19 protein-coding genes are annotated in these 20,846 nt (G+C 63.4%); 6 read left to right on the top strand and 13 right to left on the bottom strand.

Annotated features, from left to right (window positions below; translation table 11 throughout):
* The first annotated feature begins 94 nt into the window (after positions 1 to 94).
* Both JFU04_RS11965 and JFU04_RS11960 read left to right on the top strand, forming a co-directional pair.
* Positions 95 to 2,557, top strand: coding sequence for a TonB-dependent siderophore receptor (locus tag JFU04_RS11965; protein ID WP_201144152.1), 2,463 nt, complete (start codon positions 95 to 97; stop codon positions 2,555 to 2,557).
* Positions 2,558 to 2,621: 64 nt separating this feature from the next.
* Positions 2,622 to 3,515, top strand: coding sequence for an AraC family transcriptional regulator (locus tag JFU04_RS11960; protein ID WP_201144151.1), 894 nt, complete (start codon positions 2,622 to 2,624; stop codon positions 3,513 to 3,515).
* Here JFU04_RS11960 and JFU04_RS11955 read toward each other — a convergent pair.
* Entirely contained in the window at positions 3,457 to 4,044 is a 588-nt protein-coding gene (locus JFU04_RS11955) for a LysE family translocator (RefSeq protein ID WP_106804195.1), read from the bottom strand. The genes JFU04_RS11960 and JFU04_RS11955 overlap by 59 nt on opposite strands.
* Positions 4,045 to 4,358: 314 nt before the next feature.
* Here JFU04_RS11955 and JFU04_RS11950 point away from each other — a divergent pair, with 314 nt between their 5' ends.
* The gene (locus JFU04_RS11950) at positions 4,359 to 5,201 is read left to right on the top strand and encodes an alpha/beta fold hydrolase (RefSeq protein WP_065906377.1); all 843 of its coding nucleotides are present in this window, start codon (positions 4,359 to 4,361) and stop codon (positions 5,199 to 5,201) included.
* A gap of 63 nt (positions 5,202 to 5,264) precedes the next feature.
* Here the strand turns inward: JFU04_RS11950 and JFU04_RS11945 are convergent, their stop codons facing one another.
* Positions 5,265 to 5,693: a winged helix-turn-helix transcriptional regulator gene (locus JFU04_RS11945; RefSeq protein WP_065906375.1), complete on the bottom strand. Its 429-nt coding sequence runs from the start codon at positions 5,691 to 5,693 to the stop codon at positions 5,265 to 5,267.
* Positions 5,694 to 5,798: 105 nt separating this feature from the next.
* Here JFU04_RS11945 and JFU04_RS11940 point away from each other — a divergent pair, with 105 nt between their 5' ends.
* A complete protein-coding gene (locus JFU04_RS11940; protein WP_120448352.1) occupies positions 5,799 to 6,497 on the top strand; it encodes an SDR family oxidoreductase in 699 nt (232 codons plus the stop codon).
* Here the strand turns inward: JFU04_RS11940 and JFU04_RS11935 are convergent.
* Complete coding sequence (locus JFU04_RS11935) at positions 6,487 to 7,371, bottom strand: NAD(P)/FAD-dependent oxidoreductase (protein ID WP_201144150.1); 885 nt, start codon at positions 7,369 to 7,371, stop codon at positions 6,487 to 6,489. The genes JFU04_RS11940 and JFU04_RS11935 overlap by 11 nt on opposite strands.
* A gap of 144 nt (positions 7,372 to 7,515) precedes the next feature.
* On the opposite strand from JFU04_RS11935, the gene JFU04_RS11930 reads away from it, so the two are divergent.
* Entirely contained in the window at positions 7,516 to 7,953 is a 438-nt protein-coding gene (locus tag JFU04_RS11930) for an Rrf2 family transcriptional regulator (protein WP_201144149.1), read from the top strand.
* Here JFU04_RS11930 and JFU04_RS11925 read toward each other — a convergent pair.
* Positions 7,950 to 8,579, bottom strand: coding sequence for a ribonuclease T2 family protein (locus tag JFU04_RS11925; protein WP_065906371.1), 630 nt, complete (start codon positions 8,577 to 8,579; stop codon positions 7,950 to 7,952). The genes JFU04_RS11930 and JFU04_RS11925 overlap by 4 nt on opposite strands.
* A 35-nt stretch (positions 8,580 to 8,614) precedes the next feature.
* The gene (locus JFU04_RS11920; RefSeq protein ID WP_065906370.1) at positions 8,615 to 9,595 is read right to left on the bottom strand and encodes a Gfo/Idh/MocA family protein; all 981 of its coding nucleotides are present in this window, start codon (positions 9,593 to 9,595) and stop codon (positions 8,615 to 8,617) included.
* A gap of 127 nt (positions 9,596 to 9,722) precedes the next feature.
* Here JFU04_RS11920 and JFU04_RS11915 point away from each other — a divergent pair, with 127 nt between their 5' ends.
* Positions 9,723 to 10,085 carry an NUDIX hydrolase gene (locus JFU04_RS11915; RefSeq protein WP_065906369.1) on the top strand — a complete coding sequence of 121 codons (363 nt, stop codon included), beginning with the start codon at positions 9,723 to 9,725 and terminating at the stop codon, positions 10,083 to 10,085.
* Here the strand turns inward: JFU04_RS11915 and JFU04_RS11910 are convergent.
* From JFU04_RS11910 to JFU04_RS11875, 8 genes are all read right to left on the bottom strand, one after another.
* Positions 10,071 to 10,784: a transporter substrate-binding domain-containing protein gene (locus tag JFU04_RS11910; RefSeq protein ID WP_106804200.1), complete on the bottom strand. Its 714-nt coding sequence runs from the start codon at positions 10,782 to 10,784 to the stop codon at positions 10,071 to 10,073. The genes JFU04_RS11915 and JFU04_RS11910 overlap by 15 nt on opposite strands.
* Complete coding sequence (gene acnA, locus JFU04_RS11905; RefSeq protein ID WP_201144148.1) at positions 10,777 to 13,431, bottom strand: aconitate hydratase AcnA; 2,655 nt, start codon at positions 13,429 to 13,431, stop codon at positions 10,777 to 10,779. The genes JFU04_RS11910 and acnA overlap by 8 nt, the downstream gene beginning before the upstream one ends.
* Positions 13,428 to 14,621 carry an ornithine--oxo-acid transaminase gene (gene rocD, locus JFU04_RS11900; RefSeq protein ID WP_106804202.1) on the bottom strand — a complete coding sequence of 398 codons (1,194 nt, stop codon included), beginning with the start codon at positions 14,619 to 14,621 and terminating at the stop codon, positions 13,428 to 13,430. Before rocD ends, acnA begins: the two co-directional genes overlap by 4 nt.
* 88 nt (positions 14,622 to 14,709) lie before the next feature.
* On the bottom strand, positions 14,710 to 15,828 hold the full coding sequence (locus tag JFU04_RS11895; RefSeq protein ID WP_201144147.1) for a succinylglutamate desuccinylase/aspartoacylase family protein: 1,119 nt from the start codon (positions 15,826 to 15,828) through the stop codon (positions 14,710 to 14,712).
* A 196-nt stretch (positions 15,829 to 16,024) separates the two neighbouring features.
* Entirely contained in the window at positions 16,025 to 17,278 is a 1,254-nt protein-coding gene (locus tag JFU04_RS11890; protein ID WP_065906358.1) for an OprD family porin, read from the bottom strand.
* A 110-nt stretch (positions 17,279 to 17,388) separates the two neighbouring features.
* A complete protein-coding gene (locus tag JFU04_RS11885; protein WP_201144146.1) occupies positions 17,389 to 19,032 on the bottom strand; it encodes an ABC transporter ATP-binding protein in 1,644 nt (547 codons plus the stop codon).
* Entirely contained in the window at positions 19,029 to 19,907 is an 879-nt protein-coding gene (locus JFU04_RS11880; protein ID WP_201144145.1) for an ABC transporter permease, read from the bottom strand. The genes JFU04_RS11885 and JFU04_RS11880 overlap by 4 nt, the downstream gene beginning before the upstream one ends.
* On the bottom strand, positions 19,904 to 20,845 hold the full coding sequence (locus JFU04_RS11875; protein ID WP_065906353.1) for an ABC transporter permease: 942 nt from the start codon (positions 20,843 to 20,845) through the stop codon (positions 19,904 to 19,906). The genes JFU04_RS11880 and JFU04_RS11875 overlap by 4 nt, the downstream gene beginning before the upstream one ends.
* Position 20,846 lies beyond the last annotated feature (1 nt).

Below are 20,846 nucleotides of genomic sequence, written 5' to 3'. Positions count from 1 at the left end.
TCTTCAACCGCCAGTGCCCTTTTTCAAAACTCGTTCGGTTAACCCTGCAGACGCTTTCAATTCGCCGATCGATTTGATCCAAAGGGAAACATTCATGCCGCAACCTGCTCGCTTCGCGCTGCGCCCACTGGCGTTGGCCACCTCGCTGTTTTGCCTCGGCGCACCGACGCTGCACGCCGCCGAAACGCCATCGACCCAGGAAGCCGCGCGCAGCTACCGTATTGCCGCCGGCACCCTGGTCAATGTGCTGAACAGCTTCGCCGAGCAGTCGGGTATTTTCATCGCCGGGCACAACAGCCTCGCCGCAGGTAAAACCAGCCCAGGCCTGAATGGCAACTACACCCCGGCCAGCGGCTTGCAGCGCCTGTTGCAGGGCAGCGGCCTGCAAGCCCTGCCCCAAGGCAACAACGGCTACGTACTCGAACCGATCCCGGCCAACACCGGCGCCCTGGAGCTGGGTGCTACCACCATTTCCGGCCAGGACCTGGGCGCCACCACCGAAGACACCCACGCCTACACCACAGGCTCCATGGCGTCGGCCACCGGCCTGCCGCTGTCGATGCGCGAAACCCCGCAGTCGGTCACCGTGATCACCCGCCAGCAGATGGACGACCAAGGCTCCAACAGCATCGCCGACACCCTGCGCCGCGCCCCGGGCGTCAGTGTGCAGAACTACGACAGCGAGCGCTGGGAGTTCTCCAGCCGGGGCTTGCCGATCACCAACTTCCAGTACGACGGCGTCAACTCCACCTATGACGGCGTGTACGACTACGGCACCACCAGTACCGACATGGCGGTGTACGACCACCTGGAAATCATCAAGGGTTCGGCGGGCCTGTTGAGCGGCTCCGGCGACCCCTCGGCCACGGTCAACCTGATCCGCAAAAAACCCACCCGCGACTTCAAGGCGTCGGTCACCCAGACCTTCGGCTCCTGGGACAACTACCGCACCGAAGGCGATATCTCCGGCCCCCTGACCGAGTCCGGCAATGTGCGCGGGCGCTTTGTCGGCGTGTACCAGGATCGCCAGTCGTACCTGGACCACTACCAGAACACCAAGGACATCGCCTACGGCATCCTCGAAGCGGATCTCACCCCCGACACCCTGCTGACCTTCGGTATCGACCAGCAGGACACCCGCTCGCGCGGCGCCAGCTGGACCGGTTTCCCGATGTATTTCAGCGACGGCTCGCGCACAAACTTCTCGCGATCGTTCAACCCGGCCGCCGACTGGAGCCGTCGCGACTTCCAGAACCAGACGATCTTCGCCTCGGTGCAGCAGAAGCTCGCCAATGACTGGTCGCTCAAAGTCAGCCTCGACCGCAAGCGCAGCCAGCACGACACCCTGCTCGCCTCCGCGAGTGGCGGCAATCCCGATCCGGTCAGCGGCGAGGGCATGTACATGTTCATGGGCAAGTACAAGGGCGACCAGGTGCAGAACACCCTGGACGTCAACCTCAGCGGGCCGTTCAGCCTGTTCGGCCGCGAGCACGAATTGATCATGGGCTTCATGGCCACCCGCTCGAAACAGGACGTGCCGGTATACGGTTCGATCTACCCACCCGTGGGCGGCAGCATCTTTGACTGGCACGGCGAATACCCCAAGTCCGACATCCCACGCAGCGGCCAGAACGATATCGTGCAACGCCAGACCGGCGCCTACCTCGCCACTCGCCTGAAACCGACCGATGACCTGGCGGTGATCCTCGGCGCGCGCGTGAGCAATTTCAGCGGTACCGACACCACCGATTTCTTTGACCCCGCCCAGGCCGACAACCGCGCCACCTACCACCAGAGTGGCGTGGTCACGCCCTATGCCGGGGTGGTCTATGACCTGAACGACACCTGGTCGGTCTACACCAGCTATACCCAGATCTATCGCCCGCAAACCAGCAAGGATGCCGACCGCAAGCTGCTCGACCCGGTCGAAGGCCAGACCTATGAAGCGGGGCTCAAGGCTGCGTTCTACGGCGGCCGCCTGAATGCCAGCTTCGCCGCGTTCCGCATCGAACAGGACAACGTGGCCGAGTACGTCTCGGGCTTCGAGAGCGACTCGATCTACCGCCCCATCGCCGGCGCCACCACCAAAGGCTTCGAAGCCGAGCTGTCGGGCGAAGTGCTCGACGGCTGGAATATCTCCGCCGGCTACACCTACCAGCACACCCGCGATGCCAATGACGGCTACGTCTACAGCTCGGTGCTGCAGACCACCACGCCGCAACAAGTCATACGGCTGTTCAGCGCCTATCGCCTGCCGGGCGCCCTGGACAACATCACCGTGGGCGGCGGTGTGAACTGGCAGAGTGAGTTCTTCGGCAAGGTGTTCCAGCCGGACCCGAATGACACGGTCAACTTCGGCCACGATTCGCGCATCACCCAGGACAGCTACTACCTGGTCGACCTGATGGCACGCTATCGCTTCAACGACCACCTGAGCACCACGCTGAACGTGAAGAACCTCTTCGACAAGAAGTACTACACGGGCCTGGGCAACTTCGGCACCGGCTTCTACGGCGAACCGCGCAGCCTGCAGCTGGCGACCAAGTGGGATTTCTAGGCTGACGCCCCGGGCGGTCTGTGCAATCATCCCTTTCACTCGCTCAAGGGATGGAACTGCCGCCATGTCGCTGAACAGCCTTGCTCACCCTTCGCACTCGCCGCGCTTCTGGCGCGACGAGCGCTTGCCGTTCATCGAAGCGCGCACCATCGCCGATGGGCGCAAGGTCACCTACACGCGCCATGCCCACGAGCACTTCTCCATCGGGGTGGTCACCACGGGGCGCAGTTATTACCACTACGGTGCAGAGACGTTCGAGATCAGCGCCGGCACGGTGGTGTTGATGAACCCCGGCGATGTGCACGCCTGCAATCCCATCGACAACGAGCGATGGTCCTACAAGATGCTGTACATCGACACGCCCTGGCTGACCGACCTGCAGTACCAACTGGGGTTCAGCACCGACCAGGGTTACCGGCCATTCAATACGCCTTACACGCGCGACCCGGTGCTGTACGAGGGCTTGCTGGAGCTGTACCGGACGCTGGTGGATGAGCAGGCCGAACACCTGCAAAAGCAAAGCGCGCTGGTGAGTTATTTCAGCGAAGTGCAGCAACGCCTGAACCCTTCACCCGCCCCGATGCGCGAGGTCAACCACAAGCTGGAACGGGCCGCCGACTACATCCGCGAACACTGCACCCAGGCCCTGAAGCTGGAAGATATCTGCCTGGCCGCCGAGCTGTCGCCGTCGTACCTGATCCGCGCCTTCAAACAGTATTACGGGCTGACCCCGCATGCCTTCCTGGTCAACCGGCGCATCCAGTTTGCACGCACCCAACTGCGCAACGGCAAGCTGATCGCCGATGTCGCCCTGGCCGCAGGCTTTGCCGACCAGGCGCATTTCCAGCGCGCCTTCAAGCAGCATTTCGCGGCCACGCCGGGGCAGTACCGCGACGTCCTCAAGCCATCAGCAAATAACCCACACTGGCCACCAGCAACGCGGCCATCGAGCGGTTGAATACACGCACACCCTGGGGGTTGCCCAGGTAACGGCGCAGGAACGTGCCGGCATAGGCCCAGCACGCCACCGACAGGTAGCAGATCACCAGGTAAAGGCCGGCAAACAGCCAGACCTGCCGAGCATCGCCGTCCGCCACAAACAGGCCCATGCCCGCCACGCAGGCCAGCCAGGCCTTGGGGTTGAGCCATTGCATGATCGCGCCGTAGAGCATCGACGGCGCCGTCGCGCTGCCGTCCGCGTCCAGGCGGCCATCGTCCACCGCGAGTTTCCAGGCCATGTAGAGCAAGAAGGCCACCCCGCCCCACTGGATCAGCTGCGTCAGGAGCGGCCAGCGCACCAGCACTTCATGCAGCCCAAGGCCGATCAACACCAGCAACAAGGTGAAGCCGACGGCGGCGCCGAACACGTGTTTCTGGCTGGCGACAAAACCGAAGCGCGCGCCTGAACTCAGGGCCACCACATTGACCGGTCCGGGTGTGATCGAGGTGGCCAGTGCGAAGGCGGCCATGGAAATGATCAAGCTCATTGCAGTTCCTTTTTATTCGGGCAGATGACAATGGAGCCACGTTAAAGGGCAAGGCACGCGGGGTATTGAACAAAATGACCCTTGTCGAAGTATTTTGTGTGCGCCCCTGGAGTCGGCCTCGCACCGCTCACGGCGCGGGACAGACAACGGCGGCGAAACCGTTCTGGCCTGGGCGCTTTAGACGCTTTTATTCCATTGATATAACTGCATTTTTTCTTTCAGAATGCCGATCTCAATAGGCAAAAATGCGTATTTCCCACGCCTGGGCCGGTGCTAGAGTTCAGCGCCTACTCACTGCAATCAAAGGAATCGCCATGTCACGTCGCCTGCTGGCAACTGCCTGCCTGTTGCTGTCTTTCTCTGCGGTCCAGGCCGCTGAACGCTGGGAAACCCTGCCGCCGACGCCTGCCCCGGTGGCCGGCGCCAAAACCGGCTACGCCGCCGTCAACGGCATCAAGGTCTACTACACCCGCACCGGGCATGGATCGCCGGTGGTGCTGCTGCACGGTGGGCTGTCCAACTCCGATTACTGGGGCAACCAGGTCAAGGCACTGGCGGCCAAGCACACAGTGATCAGCCTCGACAGCCGTGGCCACGGCCGCAGCTCGCGGGACGATAAACCCTACGGCTACGACCTGATGGCCGATGACGTGGTGGCCGTGCTCGACAGCCTGAAGATCCCGCGTGCCGATATTGTCGGCTGGAGCGACGGCGCCATCATTGGTATCGACCTGGCCCTGCGTCACCCGGACCGGATCGGAAAGGTGTTCGCGTTCGCCGCCAACACCCAGACCGCCGGGGTCAAGGACGGCGTAGAGAAAAACCCGACCTTCGCCGCCTTCATCGAACGCGCCGGCAAGGAGTACGCCAAGCTGTCGCCGACGCCTAAAGAGTACGATGCATTCGTCGAGCAGATCAGCCATATGTGGGCCAGCCAACCGAACTGGACCGACGCCCAGCTGGCGAGCATCAAGACGCCAATCCTGATTGCCGACGGCGACCATGACGAAGCGATCAAGCGCGAGCACACCGAGTACATGGCGGCCACCATCCCAGGGGCCGGCCTGCTGATCCTGCCGAACACCAGCCACTTTGCCTTCCTGCAGGACCCGGCGCTGTTCAATGCGGCGCTGCTGGGCTTCCTCGATAGCAAATAGACCCTGCCCCCTGTCGGCGCGCACTCACTGCGCGCCCACAGATCACATAGACGTCAATCGCGCCTAGCTGACCTGCGTGACGATATCGTCGAGGCCCAGCACCCGGCCATCCTCGGCCAGGATCTCGACCTTGCGCAGCGGCTTGAGCGAGCGCGCATCCAGCACGCGCGCGCCGGCCTGTTCGGGTTGCGTGTGCGCCTCCCCCCACTGCGCCAGCGTCACCAGCACCGGCATCAGCGCGCGGCCCTTGTCGGTCAGCTGATATTCACTGCGCGCACCGACTTCGCTGGTTTGCAGCAGGCCCTGCTCGACCATGTCCTTGAGGCGCGTGGCAAGGATGTTTTTGGCCACGCCCAGGTGCTTCTGGAAATCACCGAAGCGCGTCACGCCGGCGAATGCATCGCGGATGATCAACAGCGTCCACCAGTCGCCCACCACGTCCAGGGCACGGGCAACGGGGCAGCCATCGCCTTCCAGGCATTTGCGTTTCATCGTCGGGCCTCCCGGCATTGAAAAATCTGGTTGCATTATAGGACCAACAGCCTCAGGATAAAAACGGTTTCATTATTAAACCTAATTCGCAGCCTGGAGTTCATCATGGATATTCGTGGAAAAGTGGTATTGGTCAGCGGCGCCAATCGCGGCCTGGGTAAAGCTTTCGTCACCGCCCTGCTGGCAGCCGGCGCCGCCAAGGTCTACGCCGGTGCGCGGGATCCGCGCAGCGTGGACATTCCCGGCAGCACCCCGATTGCCCTCGACATCACCGACGCGGCCAGCGTGCAGCACGCCGCCGAGCAGTGCGCGGACGTCAGTGTGGTGATCAACAATGCGGGCTTCCTGAAGTACGGTTCGTTGCTGGCCGAAGACAGTGTCGAAAACCTGCAACAGCACTTTGACGTGAACACCTTCGGCACCCTGCGCCTGAGCCGTGCCTTTGCGCCGATCCTGGCCAAACAGGGCGGCGGCGCGCTGATCAATATCCTCTCGGTGCTGAGCTGGCTGAGCCCGCCGGGCGCCGGTGGCTACAGCACTTCGAAATCCGCCCAGTGGGGCCTGACCAACGGCCTGCGCGGCGAGTTGCGCGAGCAGAACACCCTGGTGATCGGCGTGCACCCGGCCTACATCGACACCGACATGGTCGCTGATGTGCAGGCGCCTAAAAGCACGCCCCAGGAAGTGGTCGCCCTCACCCTGCAAGCCCTGGGCGAAGACCGCGAAGAAGTGTTGATCACCGATATGACCCACGCGGTGAAGGCGTCGCTGTCCACCGACAGCCCGGTCTACCTCAACCGCTGACCAGCGAAAAATGCGCGCCGACCCCGGCGCGCACACCCTCGGCCACGGCCAGCGCCACGGAGCCGGCGGCGAAGGACGCGTCACCACAGGCAAACACGCCCGGCACTGAGGTCTGGCGCATGTCGTTGGTGTGCAGGTAAGCGCCGCTGGGGCCATCGGCCAGTGCACAGCCCAACTGCGCGGCCAACGGGCTGAGCCGGGTCCGCGACATCGTGAAGATACCGTCGAGCTTGAACACCTGGCCGTCATCCAGTTCGAGGTCGGCACGCTCGCCGCTGATTCGCCGTACGCCGGCGCTTTGCACACTGACCCCACGTCGCGCCAACTGCGCCTGCTGCTCGGCATCCGGGGTGAATACGCCGTTGGTGAACAAGGTCGTGGCGCCCCAGTCCGGCAGCATCAATGCGTGGTGCATCGCCAGCGAAGAAGTGGCGAGAACACCGATACGGCCTTGGTCCAGCTCATAGCCGTGGCAGTAAGGGCAATGGAACACCCGTGTGCCCCAACGCTCTTGCAGGCCTTCAATGGCGGGCAATTCGTCGACCACGCCGGTGGCCAGGATCAGGCGCTTGCCCTGGAACGTACCGTTGAATTCAGTGCCCAGGCTGAAGCCCTGCGGTTCTACCGTCGCCTGAACCACACTGCCCTGCACCCAGGTGACCGTCGGGTACTCCATCAACTGGCTGCGCCCGTCGGCGGCGATGGCCTGCGGAGACTGGCCGTCCTGCCCAAGAAACCCGTGGGACGTGGCCGCAAACCGGTTGCGCCGCTGCCCCGCATCGATCACCAGCACCTGGCGCCGCGCCCGCGCCAATTGCAGGCCCGCTGACAAACCGGCGTAGCTGCCGCCGACAATAATCACGTCGTAGATCATGAGAGTGACCCTATGGTGAGTGCACGCGGTTATCCGCGCGCTTTCACGACACACCATAAGTTACGTAAAAATACCGCGTCAAGACTCTCGCAACTTTTTAGGTTACGAACGATACTTTGGCGCGAATCGACTTGAGGTTTTTTGATGAGAAACGACACGCGCCTGTCGCGCATGCTGCATGTGCTGATCCATATGGGCCGCCATGAAGAACGCGCGACTTCGGAGACCATCGCGCAGATGCTCGGCACCAATCCGGTGGTGGTGCGGCGCACCCTCGGGTTGCTCAAGGAAAAAGGGTATGTGCGCTCGGAAAAAGGCCATCAGGGCGGCTGGAGCCTGGGCAAGTCCTTGAGTGAAATCACCTTGCTGGACATTCACAACGCCCTGGGCACGCCGTCGATCTTTGCCATCGGCCTGTCCACCGATCACCCGGAATGCCTGGTGGAACAGGCCGTGAACGCGGCGCTCACCGACGCCTTCGAACAAGCCCAGGCGCTGCTGTTGAAGCGCCTCGGCAAGGTCACCCTGGCGCAGTTGGCCGAGGATTTTGATGAGCGTTATCGCGTGGCGATGCTGCCCTAGCGCTGGGCCGGAATGCGGATTTCACCCTCGCGGCACTGGCTTTTGACACTGCGCGGACAGCCGGCGAAGGCCAGGTCCTTGGTCAGGCACACCCGCACCTCCGACAGCACCTTGCCTTTGCAGATGACCGCCACACCGTGATTGCCCATGCGCGGGTTGCTCTGGCGAAACAGCGCCTCGATCTCGCGAGCCGGCAAGGACGGCGGTGTGTTGAACGGCTGCAATTGGTGTGGAATGGCAACCACGCCCAACGCCGCGTCGGTTTTTTCCAGGTACGCCAGCGGTTCAAGCCCGCTGCAGGTGCCATGCTTGGCCCATTCGTGCTTGAGCAGCGCACGCGTGGGGAACAACGTCGCGCCCTTGTCCATTGCTTCCCGGCTCAGGTACGACTGCGGCGCACAGCTCGCCGGCCACCCTCCTCGCGCGTACTGCGGCCACAGGCCGTGCAGCACAAACCCGTAGCCCTTGCCCGAGCACTGTTCGTTGTCCGGGTGCGTCAGGCAAAACGTCGGCGACCACGACAACGACAGCACATAGAAATCAAACTCCCCCGGCGTGCCCTGTTCACGCGGGGCCGCCACTGCGCCGGTCGCCAGCACCAGCCACACCACCATCCAGTATTTCATCGGCCTGTTCCTTGAAAAAAACCTTTTTATCGCGACTACCCAGGATGGTGGGGGTTGCGTAATAGCACCTTGTCGAGAATCCGATCAGTCTTCAACGCCTCGATGGCCAGCGAAGGATGCTCGGCCTCGCCGCGGATGTGCGCATTCATCGCCAGCACGTGGTGCCACTGGATATGCGCGTGGCACGGTACTTCGAGCACTTCCTGGGTCTCGGCTTCCAGGCGCAGCGGCTGGTCTTCGAACACCGAGAACTGAATGCGACCACGGCTGCCGATCAGCTCGACGCGGTCTTCCTTGCGGTCCGCGACGAAGTTCCAGCAGCCCATGCCCAGGGCGCCCGAGCCAAAGGTCCAGCAGGCCGTCACTGCATCTTCCGCCGCATAGCGCCCGGCCTGGCGCGCGGTAAAGCCCGAGACCTCGACGATATCCCCGGCCAGGTACTGGAACAGGTCGAAGCCGTGACTGGCCAGGTCGGCAAAGTAACCGCCACCAGCAATCAGTGGGTCGGTGCGCCAGTTGGCTGCGCTGGCGTCGTCGGCCCCCGGAGGTTTGCACAAGGTCCAGGTCAGGTGGCGCAGTTGGCCGATGCGTCCCGCCTGCAGCCACTCGCGTACCTGCTGGAAGCGCGGCAGCGAGCGACGGTAGTAGGAGACAAACAGGTGCAGCCCGGCCCGTTCGAACGTGCGCTGCATCAACGCGCTCTGCTCGGCATTCAGCGACATGGGCTTCTCGACACAGCAATGCTTGCCGGCCGCCGCCACCATCAGGCTGTACTCGAGGTGGCTGTCGGGCGGTGTGGCGATATACACCGCGTCCACTTCAGGGTCGTCGATCAGTGCCTGGGCGTCGGTATAGAAACGGGCAATGCCATGGCGCGCCGCATAATCGCGCACGGCTGCCTCGCGGCGCCCCATCACGGCGACCAGCGCCGAACCTGGCGCTTTATAGAAGGCGGGTCCACTCTTCAGTTCAGTGACACTGCCACAGCCGATCATGCCCCAACGTACGGTGTTCATCTGTTGTCCTCGTCCGTTTTCATCAATCAGGCAGTATCCACATCCCCAACCCGGTACGCCATAACCACTTAGCATGACATTTGCATTACACTTTTATGACACTCATCCCGCTGCGGGGTCACAGACGATGAAAATACGCGCAACGGTCATTTGCGAACACGAGGGACATATCCTCTTCGTGCGCAAGGCCAGGTCAAAATGGGCATTGCCGGGCGGCAAGGTCGAACGGAACGAGCGCCCGGTCGGCGCGGCCGAACGCGAGCTGGAAGAAGAAACCGGGTTGAATGTGGACGGCTTGCTGTACCTGCAGGAGCTCAAAGCCCGCGACACCGTACACCATGTGTTCGAGGCCTCGGTGGTGAACATCGCCGACGCGCGGCCGTGCAACGAAATCATCGATTGCCAGTGGTACGCCTATGGCGCCGTGGATGAACTGGACACCACCGACGCCACCCGGCACATCGTCAAATCCTTTCTACGTCGCCTGTAATTCAGCGCTCTGCCCGCTGGCCTCGAGACCTCGCTTTACCACACCCTTCTCTTTCTGCCGTTCGACAAAGGACCTGACGAACGCGGCAGCGGCTGCATGCGCCACCGGTACCGCCATGGCTTGGCGGATGGTCATGAAGTCATCCTCGACCAGGCGCCATTGCGCGCTCACCCGGGTGCGCAGAAAGTCCCGCACCCCCGCCGCCGCATCCAGACCTTGCGCGATAAACCAGTCCACCGCTGCTGCCGACGTAGGCGCCCGTACCAGCTCGGCGTGCGCCACCGTACGGCTCAGGTACAGGTCGTAGGCTGCGCCTTGGCCGACGGCGATGCGTCGACCCGCTGCATCCAATTGGGCGACGTGGGTAAAGGGCGAATCCGTCGCCACGAGGTAGGTGCCCTTGATCGCCACGTAGGGCGCGCTGAACGCGATCTCCTGCTCACGCACCGGCTCGATGGCCAGGAACGCCACGCGCCAGGCATCCTCGGCCAGCGCAGCAAAGACCTTGCCCGCCGCCTCGAAGGTGATCAGCGCCAACTCGACACCCAGCTCTTCAGCCAAGGCCTTGGCCAACGCCACGGACACCCCCTGCGGCTCGCCGCCCGCGCCGCGTTGCGCCAGTACCGGGTTGCCGAAGTTGATGGCGGCACGCAGCACGCCATCGGGGGCCAGTTGTTGCAGTACAGCGGGATCAATCATCGAGCGCTCCTGGGCGGGTTCGTTGCACGGTCTTGCGGATCACAAACGGCAGCACGCCGCCGTGCTCAAGGTACCCAAGCTCTTGCAACGAGTCGAGGCGCAGAACCAGCCGGTGCGTGACAACACGGCCATCGGCGCGATCGATCTGCAGGGTGATCAGGTTCTCGCCAACCTGCAGGTGTTCCAGCCCCAGGAACGTCAAGCGCTCGCTGCCATCCAGCGCCAGGCCCTGCACCGTCGTCCCGGCGCTGAACACCAACGGCAACACGCCCATGCCGATCAGGTTACTGCGATGAATGCGTTCGATACTGCGCGCCACCACCGCCTTGATCCCCAACAGGCTCAGCACTTTCGCCGCCCAATCCCGGCTGGAACCGGCGCCGTAGTTGCTCCCGGCAAACAGCACGGTGGGCGTGTCGGCGTAGCTCTGTGCGGCCAGGTACAACGGCTGGTAGTCCGTGTGGTCGGCATTCCACGCCCACACACCTCGGCGTGGTGTTTGTGTCGGGTCCAGCAGGTTGTTCAGGCGCGGGTTGGTGAAGGCCCCGCGCACCATCACTTCGTGGTTGCTGCGCCGTGTCGAGTACTGGTTTAAATCCGCCTCGGCCTCACCCCTTTCGCGCAGCCAGGCACCGGCCAGGCTCTCGGAAGGGATAGTGCCCGCCGGTGAAATATGGTCCGTGGTGACGTTATCACCAAGCACCACCAACGCCCTCGCGTTGCGCACCGACAGGCTCGCCGCCGGCACGGGCGGCACCTGCGCCAGGTACTGCGGGCGGCGCAAATAGGTGGAATCCGGGTTCCAGGCAAATCTCACGCTGGCGTCGGCCTCAAGCGCCTGCCAGTGCGCCGTGCCCTGCCAGAGCAGTTCACTGCGTTGCTGGAACAACACCGGGCGCACCACCTGCGCCACGTGCGCCGCCACCTCGGCATCACTGGGCATCAGCTCCTCCAGGTACACCGGCGTGCCTTGGGCATCCATCGCCAGCGGACTGCTGGACAGGTCGATATCGATGCTCCCGGCAATCGCATAGGCCACACACAGCGCCGGCGAGGCCAGGTACCCGGCGGGGACCTTGGGGTTGACCCGTCCTTCGAAATTGCGATTGCCCGACAGCACCACCACACCCTTGAGGCCTTGCTCGGCAAAGGCCTCCACATGGGCCTCCAGGCTTCCGGAATTGCCAATACAGGTCATGCAGCCAAAGCCCGCCAGGTCGAAGCCCAGCGCCGCAAAATCCTCCAACAATCCCGCCGCATCCAGATAGTCCGCCACCACTCGCGAACCCGGCGACAGCGAAGTCTTCACCCAGGGTTTGCGCCCCACGCCGCGTGCCCGTGCACGACGTGCCAGCAATCCGGCCTGGATCATCTGCGCCGGGTTGGCCGTGTTGGTGCAACTGGTGATCGCCGCCATTACCACCGCGCCGTGGGTCAACGGCGCTTCAAAGGACGGCTCGAAGAATTGCTGCCCGGCCTCAGCGTGCACATGCTGATGAAACGAGGCGCCCGCCTGCGCCAGCGACTGGCGCTGATGGGGTTGGTGTGGCCCGGCCACACTGGGTTCAATCCGGGCCAAGTCCAGCTCGATCAATTCATCGAACTGCGGCTCGGGCTCGCCGGCCTGGCGCCACAGCGACTGTGCCGCCATATAGGTCGACACCTTGGCCAACAATGGCGCCGGCCGCGCACTCAATTCCAGGTAGGCAAGGGTCTCGTCATCAAACGGGAAAAACACTACCGTCGCGCCATACTCCGGCGCCATGTTCGCCACGGTGCCCCGCGCCGCCCAACTCAACGACGCCAGCCCCGGCCCGGTGAACTCGACAAACTTGCCGACCATGCTGCGCTGGCGCAGCAACTCGGTCACGCTCAAGGCCAGGTCCGTCGCCGTCACACCGGCCCGCAAGGCATTGCTGACGCGAATCCCCACGACCTGGGGAAAGGCAATCGGCACCGGCTCACCGAGCATCGCCGCCTGCCCTTCGAGCCCGCCCACGCCCCAGCCCAGCACGCCGATGGCATTGATCATCGGCGTATGGCTGTCGGTGGCAACCATGCAGTCCGGGTGCAGCAACACGCCCCCCTCGGCGGCCGGGCTTTCCCAGACCACCTGGGCGATGGATTCCATGTTCATCTGGTGGATGATCCCCGTCCCCGGCGGGATCACCTTGAAGTTGTCCAGGCTGGCCTCGGCCCATTTGATAAACCGGTAGCGCTCGCTATTGCGGCGAAAGTCGATGTCGAGGTTGGCGTCCACCGCGCCGGCTTCGGCGTAGTGCTCGACAATCACCGAGTGGTCGATGGTCAACACGGCCGGGATCGCCGGGTTCACCGCCGTCGGGTCGCCACCCAGTTCCGCTACCACATCACGCATGCCGGCAAAGTCCGCCAGGGCCGGCAGGCAGGTGGTGTCGTGAAACATCAGGCGGTTGGGCTGGAACGGTACCTCGCAGTCCGGCCCGCTGCCGGTGGCTCGCGCCAGCACCGACGGCAATGAGGCCGGGGCACAGCGGGCGATGTTTTCCACCAGGATGCGCAGGCAATAAGGCAGCCGATGCAGCTGCACCGGGGTCAGCAGTTTATGCAGATCGATATAGGCGTAACGCTGCCCGCCGATGTCCAGATGGTTGAGAACGTCGCTCATAGTTGGCCGAACACCCGTTCGATACGCGCCAGGCCCCAATCCAGTTCCTCACGGGTGATGGACAACGGCGGCGCGATACGCAGCACGTTTTCATGGGTCTCCTTGGTCAGCAGGCCTTCGGCAAGCAACGCTTCGCAAATCGGCCGGGCATCACGGTCCAGCTCCACCCCCACCCACAAACCGCGACCACGCACCTCCCGGACCGCCGGGGAATTCATCGCCCGCAGGCGCTCCACCAGGTAGTGGCCCAATTGCGCGCTGTTATCGATCAAGCCTTCATCTTCCAGCACGTTAAGGGCTTCCAGGCCGACGGCCGCCGCCAAGGGGTTACCGCCAAACGTCGAACCATGGCTGCCGGCATCGAACAGGTCCATGATCGAATGGTCCGCGACAAACGCCGACACCGGCATGATCCCGCCACCCAGCGCCTTGCCAAGGATCAGCGCATCCGGGCGAATGCCTTCGTGCTGGAAGGCAAACCACTTGCCGGTGCGGCCCAGGCCCGACTGGATTTCATCAAGGATCAGCAAGGTGTTGGTGGCGTCGCACAGTGCACGCAGCTCACGCAGGAACCCGGCCGGCGGCACGCGAATACCGGCTTCGCCCTGGATCGGTTCGATCAGCACCGCGCAGGTATCAGCCGTGATGGCCTGGCGAAAACTCTCGATATCGCCAAACCGCGCTTCGGTGAAGCCGTCGCAGAACGGACCGAAGTCCGCCTTGTAGTCCGGCTCGGACGAGAAGCCGACGATGGTCGAGGTGCGCCCGTGAAAGTTGTTGTCGGCCACCACGATCTTCGCCTGGTTCGCGGCGATGCCCTTGACCCGATAGCCCCAGCGACGGGCGGCCTTGATCGCGGTCTCCACGGCTTCGGCGCCGCTGTTCATCGGCAATGCCGAATCGAAGCCGCTGATGCGGCACAGCGTCTTGAGGAAGTTACCCAGCGGCTCACTGTAGAACGCGCGCGACACCACGCTGATCTTGTCGATCTGCGCCACGGCGGCGGCGCGGATACGCGGGTGTACATGGCCATGACTGACAGCTGAATAGGCCGACATCATGTCCAGGTAGCGCTTGCCATCATCGCCAATGGCCCACACGCCCTCGCCCTTGACGATGACCACCGGCAGCGGCGAATAGTTGTGGGCGCAGAATTGGTTTTCGAGGGTGATTGCCGGGTTGGGGTGCATGGAGTGTCCTGCCTGATAAAAATCTAAAAATAGTGAGGATCTACTGCAGGCGCTGGCTTGCCGGCGCCTACAGTGATCGCCTTTCAATTCACGCACTCAGCAGCTTGCCGCTGCGGATCGGCGTGGCGCCGGAAACGCGGCCCAAGGGATCGCCCGGCTTCACAAAGCGCACATCGCGGCGCATGTACAAAACGCCGGTGGTATGGCTGCTGATCGTCACGGTCTTGCCACTGTGGGGATCGACGATATCGAACAACGCCTGCCCCGCTTCAATGCGACTGCCCACCGCAGCACGGTGCACCAGCACCCCGGCGCTCGACGCATAGAACTGCTCACTGCCCGCCAACGGCGTGGCCGGGTTGCGCAAGGCGGGCAACGGTCGTGGGGTGCCTTCGATGGCGCCCAGGTGGGTCAGGTAATCAATGATCGCAGTGGCGTCATGGTCTGCCAGTTCATACGACACATCACGCTGGCCACGGTGCTCCACGGTCACGGCGATGCTGCTGTCGGGGATCGGGAATCGCTCGCCAAACCGCTCGCGCAGATTCACCCACAGCAGGTAGAGCGCTTCATCAAAGGAATTGGCCTGGGAATCGGTAGCCAGCAGGGTCGCTTCGGCGCCGATGTAGCGCGCCAACGGCTCGATGGTCGGCCACACCGATTCGCCGGTGTAGAGGTGCATGGCCGCTTCGCGGGAGCAGTGCAGGTCCAGCACGATGTCGGCATCGTGGGCCAGCAGCATCAGGGTCTGCTGCAGCGACTGGTATTCGTCCATCGGCTGGGCGGCGCGCAGGCATTCGCCCCAGGCTTGGCGGATCAGTTCACGGTTGGCGTCGATGTCCTGGCTGAGCAGGTGTTCGATCCGGCTGGCGATTTCCGGGTATGGCACCGGGAAACCACGGTTGTAATTGCGCCCACTGCCCAGCTCGAAGCGTCCGCTAGGTGCGCCCATGATGTATTGGCCCAGACCGGCCGGGTTGGCCACGGCCACCAGCACGATCTGCGCATTCAGGCGGCCGGCATTTTCCAGCGCGGCCAGTTGCCGGCGCAGGTGCGCAGCCACCAGCATCGCTGGGGTTTCATCGGCATGCAGCGCCGCCTGGATATAGATTTTTCGACCCGCACCCACTGCACCGTAATGCTCGCTTTCCACGTGCCTGTGGGTACCTTGTGTCGCTTGCAGCAAGGGGTGTTGATTAAGTTTCATAACGCAGGAGTCTCGATATTCGAGTGATGGTTCTGGAGAAAAGATGCTGTTGAAAAGAGTATCGAGACCGGGTGATCGCCTGTAAGGGCGGCCGGGGCTATCTTGATCTGCAAAACCGATCAGTTGTGATGCCGATCGGGGACAGTGTGATGAGCGGGCTTGCCCCGCTCATCACAACTAAGCCTCAGACACACGCTTACCAGAGCGCCAGGGTGTAGCCCAGCAGCACGCGGTTCTCGTTGACGTCGTTGTAGAAGTTGCCCTTGGCCAGGGCGTTGCGCCAACGCATCGACACCCCCTTGAACGGGCCGGTCTGCACCACGTAGCTGATGTCCAGATCGCGTTCCCATTCACGGCCTTCGCCGTTGAAGCCGATCACCTCGGCCGAATCACCCTTGGCATACTTGATCCCGAACAGCAGGCCCGGCAGGCCCAGGTCGGCGAAGTTGTAGTCGTAGCGAGCGTGCCAGGCGCGCTCCTTGGTCTGGGTGAAGTTGGTGAACTGGTACTCGGTGAACAGGTAGCTGATCGAACCATCCAGGTAGGTGAACGGCGTGGTGCCGAACTGCCGCTGGAAGCCGCCGCCGATGCTGTGGCCGCCATACTGGTAGGTCAGGCGTGTACTCAAGGCGCGGTTATCGACATCACCCGCGAGGCCAGCGCCGTCCTTGTCGGCCTTGAAGTAGCGCACGTCGGTCTTCAGGCTGCCCGGCCCCAGGCCAAAGCTGTTCTTGAAGCCGCCGTATTGCTGGTGGTAGATGCTGTCGAGCGCGGCGTAGTGGTAGCTGAGCAACGTGTTGGGGGTCAGCGAATAATCGCCGCCGGCGAAGCGGAACTGATCGCTCAGGGCCGTGCTTTTGTAGACCTTGCTGACCGTGGTCAGCTTCATGTCTTCGTAGTTGGTGGAATCGCGGTCCTTGGCCTGGTCCAACTGACCGAGGCTGAGCTTGAGGTTGCTGATGTCATTGGACACCAGCTGTGTGCCACTGAACGACTGCGGGAACAGGCGGCTGGTATTGGGTTGCAGGGTCGGAAGATCCGGCACCAGGTAGCCCACGCGCAGTTCGCTCTTGGCGAAGCGTGCCTTGGCGGTCACGCCGAGCTTGGAGTAGCTGTCGGAAGCGCGCTTGTCGCTGTCACGTTGCAGCAAGCCGGTGCCGGATTTGTCCGGGCTGGAGTCGAGCTTCAAGCCGAGCATGCCCATGGCGTCCAGGCCAAAACCTACCGTGCCCTCGGTAAAGCCGGACTTGATCCCCAGCAGAAAGCCCTGGGCCCATTCGGCGCGCACCGACTGGCTGGCTTCTTCGCGGTAGTCACGGTTGAAGTAGTAGTTCTTCAATTCCAGCGTACCGCTGCTGTCCTTGATGAAATCTGCATGGGCGGCGAACGGGATCAACCCGCTGCTCACGACGCCCACGCCGGTGATGAGTTGAGTCAGGGATTTTTTCATTTTTTAAGCTCCTGGCAGTGTCATGGTTGGGGGTTTTTATTGTTCTTCGGGCATGGCTTCGCCGTTCGCGCAAATCGGCGATTTGCGCGGCGGGTGACGTCAGTCCTGGGTTACAGCGCTAGCGGTACAGGGCCTTGGCGAATGCGGTAGCCACCGTTTTCAAGTTTCTCCAAGGGGCTGGCAGCTGCCAGCAGCTTGCGGGTATAGGGGTGCTGCGGGCGGTCGAAGATCTCATCGCGCGTGCCCATTTCCACCACCCTGCCCTCGCTCATCACCGCCACCCGGTGGGCGATGCGCTCCACCGCCGCCAGGTCGTGGGAGATGAACAGGCAGGCGAAGCCGTACTGCGCCTGCAGGCGTTCGAACAGCTCCAGGATTTGCTTCTGGATGGTCATGTCCAGGGCCGAGATCGGCTCGTCGGCAATCACCAACCGTGGGTGGCGCACCAGCGCGCGGCCAATGGCGACACGCTGGCGCTGGCCACCGGACAACTGATGCGGGAAGCGGTCGACAAACTGCTCGGCCAGGCCGATATCCACCAGCGTCCTGGTGACGCGCTCACGCTTGTGCTCGGCGCTCATGCCCGGTACATGGCGCAGCGGTTCGGCGAGGATGTCGCCGATCTTCATGCGCGGGTCGAGGGACGAATACGGGTCCTGGAAAATCATCTGGCATTGCAAACGGTGTTCGCGGTTGCCGGACTTGAGGATGTCCACGCCCTCAAACTCGATGGCGCCGGCACAGGCTTTGTTCAGGCCGACAATCGCGCGGCCCAGGGTGGTCTTGCCGGAGCCGCTGCCGCCCACCAGCGCCAGGGTTTCGCCCGGTGCGATGCTGAGGTTGGCCGAATGCACCACGCGCTTGAACGGCGTGCGGCCCCACAGGCTGCGCGGGCCAGGGTGTTCGATGCACACGTCGCGGACCGTCAGCAGCGGGCCGTCGGCCTGGGGCAAGTCCGCCAACACGCCACGGCGTGGCAAGGCTTCGAGCAACTGGCGGGTGTACTCGGCCTTGGGCGCCAGCAGGATCTGCTCAATGGTGCCCTGCTCCACCGCACGGCCTTCGCGCATCACCACCACCTTGTCGGCGTAGCGCGCCACCAGGGACAGGTCATGGCTGATAAACAGAATCGCCGTGCCCTGCTCGCGGGTCAGGTCGAGCATCAGCTTCAACACGTCCAGTTGCGCCAAGCAGTCCAGGGCCGTGGTGGGTTCGTCGGCAATCAGCAGCGCCGGGCGCAGCAGCATCACCGAAGCGAGCATGATGCGTTGGCGCATCCCACCGGAGAACTCATGAGGGAACGCCGCCAGGCAACGTTCGGCGTCCTTGATGCCGATATGGCCGAGCATCTCCAGGCTGCGTTCGCGGATCTGCGCATCCGTGAGCTTGGTGTGCAGGCGCAGGCCCTCGGCCATTTGCTCGCCGATGCTCATGGACGGGTTCAACGACACCATGGGTTCCTGGAACACCATGCCGATCTTGGCCCCGCGCAGTTGGCGCAGTTGCTCGGGCTTGAGGCTGTTGAGGTCATGGCCCTGGAACCGCACCTGGCCGCCGCAGTGTTGCAGCGGTGGCGGCAGCAGGCCGATGGCGGCGCGGGCGGCCATGGTCTTGCCGCTGCCGGACTCGCCCACCAACGCGACGATTTCCCCCGGCGCGATGGTGAAGCTCAGGTCGTTGACCGCCAGCGGGCCGTGGGTGCCGACGCGGATTTTCAGGTGATCGACTGCCAGTAATACATCAGTCATGGTCATTTACTCATCCGTGGATCAAGGCGGTCACGCAAGGCATCGCCACACAGGTTGAACGCCAGCAACGCCATGGCGATGCAGACACCGGGAAACAGCCCCAGCCAACTGGCCGTGGCGATATACGGCCGGCTGGCCGCGAGCATGTTGCCCCAGGTCGCTGCCGGTGGCGGCACGCCCAGGCCGAGGAAGCTCAGGGAGCTTTCCGCGAGGATCGCCCAGCCGAACATGCTGGTGGCCAGCACGCACACCGGCGCCACGCAGTTCGGCGCAATATGGCGCAGCATGGTGTACAGCTCGGAGTTGCCGATCACCCGCGAGGCCTCGACAAACTCCTTCTCGCGCAGCGACAACACCGTGCCGCGCACCACCCGCACCACCGACGGCGTATAGGCCAGGCTCAGGGCGAAGACGATGCCGTACAGGCTCGGACCGATGATCGCCATCAAGCCCAGAGCCAGCAGGATGCCGGGGAACGCCAGCAGCGCGTCGTTGATCATCATCAGGCCACGGTCGACCCAGCCGCGCAGGAAACCGGCCAGCAAGCCGAGGAAGGTGCCGGCGATAATCGCCATGCTCACCGTCAGCACACTCACCCACAGGCTGGTGTGCGCGCCGATCATCAACCGGCTCAAGACATCGCGACCGTATTCATCGGTGCCCAGCCAGTGCGTGGCGGTCGGCGCCTGCAACCGCGCCAGCAGGTTCAGCGCCAGCGGATCATGGGGCGTCCATACCAGGCCGAGCGCGGCCATGATCAATAGCAAGCCCAACAGGAACGCACCGATCAGCGCATTCAACGGCGGCACGCGCCAGGCCCTGGGGGCACGCACCGGTGCAGGCAGTAGCACCTCGGGTGCAACAGGCAGTGGCTTATTCATAACTTAACCCTGGGGTCGAAGAGCGGGTACAGCAGGTCCACCAACAGGTTGACCAGCACATAGACAAAGGTCACCAGCAGCAGGCAGCCCTGCAGCACCGGGTAGTCACGGGCGTAGATGGCATCGACCATCAGGCGGCCGATGCCCGGCAGGGTGAACACGGTTTCCAGCACGGCAATGCCGCTGAGCAGGTTGCCGAGGATCAGGCCGATAAGGGTCAGGGTCGGTGCAAACGAGTTGCGCAACGCATGGCGCCACAGCACCGCACGTTCCGACAGGCCCTTGGCGCGGGCATGGGTGATGTACTCCAGGCGCAACACCTCGATGGCACTTGCCCGCGCCATGCGGGTGATTGCACCCAGCTCCACCAGGGTCAGGGTAACGATCGGCAACACGATGAAACTCAAGGCCTGCCACGGTGACTGGCCGAACGACACGTAACCCACCACCGGCAACCAGCCCAGCTTGATGCCAAACGCATACAGCAACAGCAGGCCGAGCCAGAAACTGGGGATCGACAGCAGCAGCGTGGCGGTCGACACCACGCCAAAGTCCAGTGCACTGTCCTGCTTCCACGCCGACAGCAAGCCGGCCGGCACCGCAATCAAGGCAGCCAGCAACACCGACACCAACACAATCCCGGCACTCACCTGGAAGCGATCGAGGATCAACGGTAGCACCGCCTCATTGGTGGTGATCGAATGCCCAAGGTCGCCGCTGAGCACCGCCTTCAACCAGATTACAAACTGCACTGGCAGCGGCTGGTCCAGGCCCAGGGACGCACGCGCGACCTCCAGGCTATGGGCGTCGGCCATGTCGCCCAGCATCAGCAGGGCCGGGTCACCAGGCACCAGGCGGATGATCGCGAACACCATCAGCGAGATCAGCAGCAAGGTCGGGACAGACATCGCCAGGCGTTGGGAGATAAAACGAAACATC

It is taken from the genome of Pseudomonas sp. TH21, assembly GCF_016651025.1.
Lineage (GTDB): Bacteria > Pseudomonadota > Gammaproteobacteria > Pseudomonadales > Pseudomonadaceae > Aquipseudomonas > Aquipseudomonas aylmerensis.
This window is presented reverse-complemented; position numbering and strand designations above follow the sequence as displayed.

What these genes read in the sequence shown, in the direction of transcription:
- JFU04_RS11965 (WP_201144152.1), top strand. Translation starts at nt 95, where the DNA reads ATGCCGCAACCTGCTCGCTTCGCGCTGCGCCCACTGGCGTTGGCCACC.
- JFU04_RS11960 (WP_201144151.1), top strand. Translation starts at nt 2,622, where the DNA reads ATGTCGCTGAACAGCCTTGCTCACCCTTCGCACTCGCCGCGCTTCTGG.
- JFU04_RS11955 (WP_106804195.1), bottom strand. Translation starts at nt 4,044, where the DNA reads ATGAGCTTGATCATTTCCATGGCCGCCTTCGCACTGGCCACCTCGATC.
- JFU04_RS11950 (WP_065906377.1), top strand. Translation starts at nt 4,359, where the DNA reads ATGTCACGTCGCCTGCTGGCAACTGCCTGCCTGTTGCTGTCTTTCTCT.
- JFU04_RS11945 (WP_065906375.1), bottom strand. Translation starts at nt 5,693, where the DNA reads ATGAAACGCAAATGCCTGGAAGGCGATGGCTGCCCCGTTGCCCGTGCC.
- JFU04_RS11940 (WP_120448352.1), top strand. Translation starts at nt 5,799, where the DNA reads ATGGATATTCGTGGAAAAGTGGTATTGGTCAGCGGCGCCAATCGCGGC.
- JFU04_RS11935 (WP_201144150.1), bottom strand. Translation starts at nt 7,371, where the DNA reads ATGATCTACGACGTGATTATTGTCGGCGGCAGCTACGCCGGTTTGTCA.
- JFU04_RS11930 (WP_201144149.1), top strand. Translation starts at nt 7,516, where the DNA reads ATGAGAAACGACACGCGCCTGTCGCGCATGCTGCATGTGCTGATCCAT.
- JFU04_RS11925 (WP_065906371.1), bottom strand. Translation starts at nt 8,579, where the DNA reads ATGAAATACTGGATGGTGGTGTGGCTGGTGCTGGCGACCGGCGCAGTG.
- JFU04_RS11920 (WP_065906370.1), bottom strand. Translation starts at nt 9,595, where the DNA reads ATGAACACCGTACGTTGGGGCATGATCGGCTGTGGCAGTGTCACTGAA.
- JFU04_RS11915 (WP_065906369.1), top strand. Translation starts at nt 9,723, where the DNA reads ATGAAAATACGCGCAACGGTCATTTGCGAACACGAGGGACATATCCTC.
- JFU04_RS11910 (WP_106804200.1), bottom strand. Translation starts at nt 10,784, where the DNA reads ATGATTGATCCCGCTGTACTGCAACAACTGGCCCCCGATGGCGTGCTG.
- acnA (WP_201144148.1), bottom strand. Translation starts at nt 13,431, where the DNA reads ATGAGCGACGTTCTCAACCATCTGGACATCGGCGGGCAGCGTTACGCC.
- rocD (WP_106804202.1), bottom strand. Translation starts at nt 14,621, where the DNA reads ATGCACCCCAACCCGGCAATCACCCTCGAAAACCAATTCTGCGCCCAC.
- JFU04_RS11895 (WP_201144147.1), bottom strand. Translation starts at nt 15,828, where the DNA reads ATGAAACTTAATCAACACCCCTTGCTGCAAGCGACACAAGGTACCCAC.
- JFU04_RS11890 (WP_065906358.1), bottom strand. Translation starts at nt 17,278, where the DNA reads ATGAAAAAATCCCTGACTCAACTCATCACCGGCGTGGGCGTCGTGAGC.
- JFU04_RS11885 (WP_201144146.1), bottom strand. Translation starts at nt 19,032, where the DNA reads ATGACCATGACTGATGTATTACTGGCAGTCGATCACCTGAAAATCCGC.
- JFU04_RS11880 (WP_201144145.1), bottom strand. Translation starts at nt 19,907, where the DNA reads ATGAATAAGCCACTGCCTGTTGCACCCGAGGTGCTACTGCCTGCACCG.
- JFU04_RS11875 (WP_065906353.1), bottom strand. Translation starts at nt 20,845, where the DNA reads ATGTTTCGTTTTATCTCCCAACGCCTGGCGATGTCTGTCCCGACCTTG.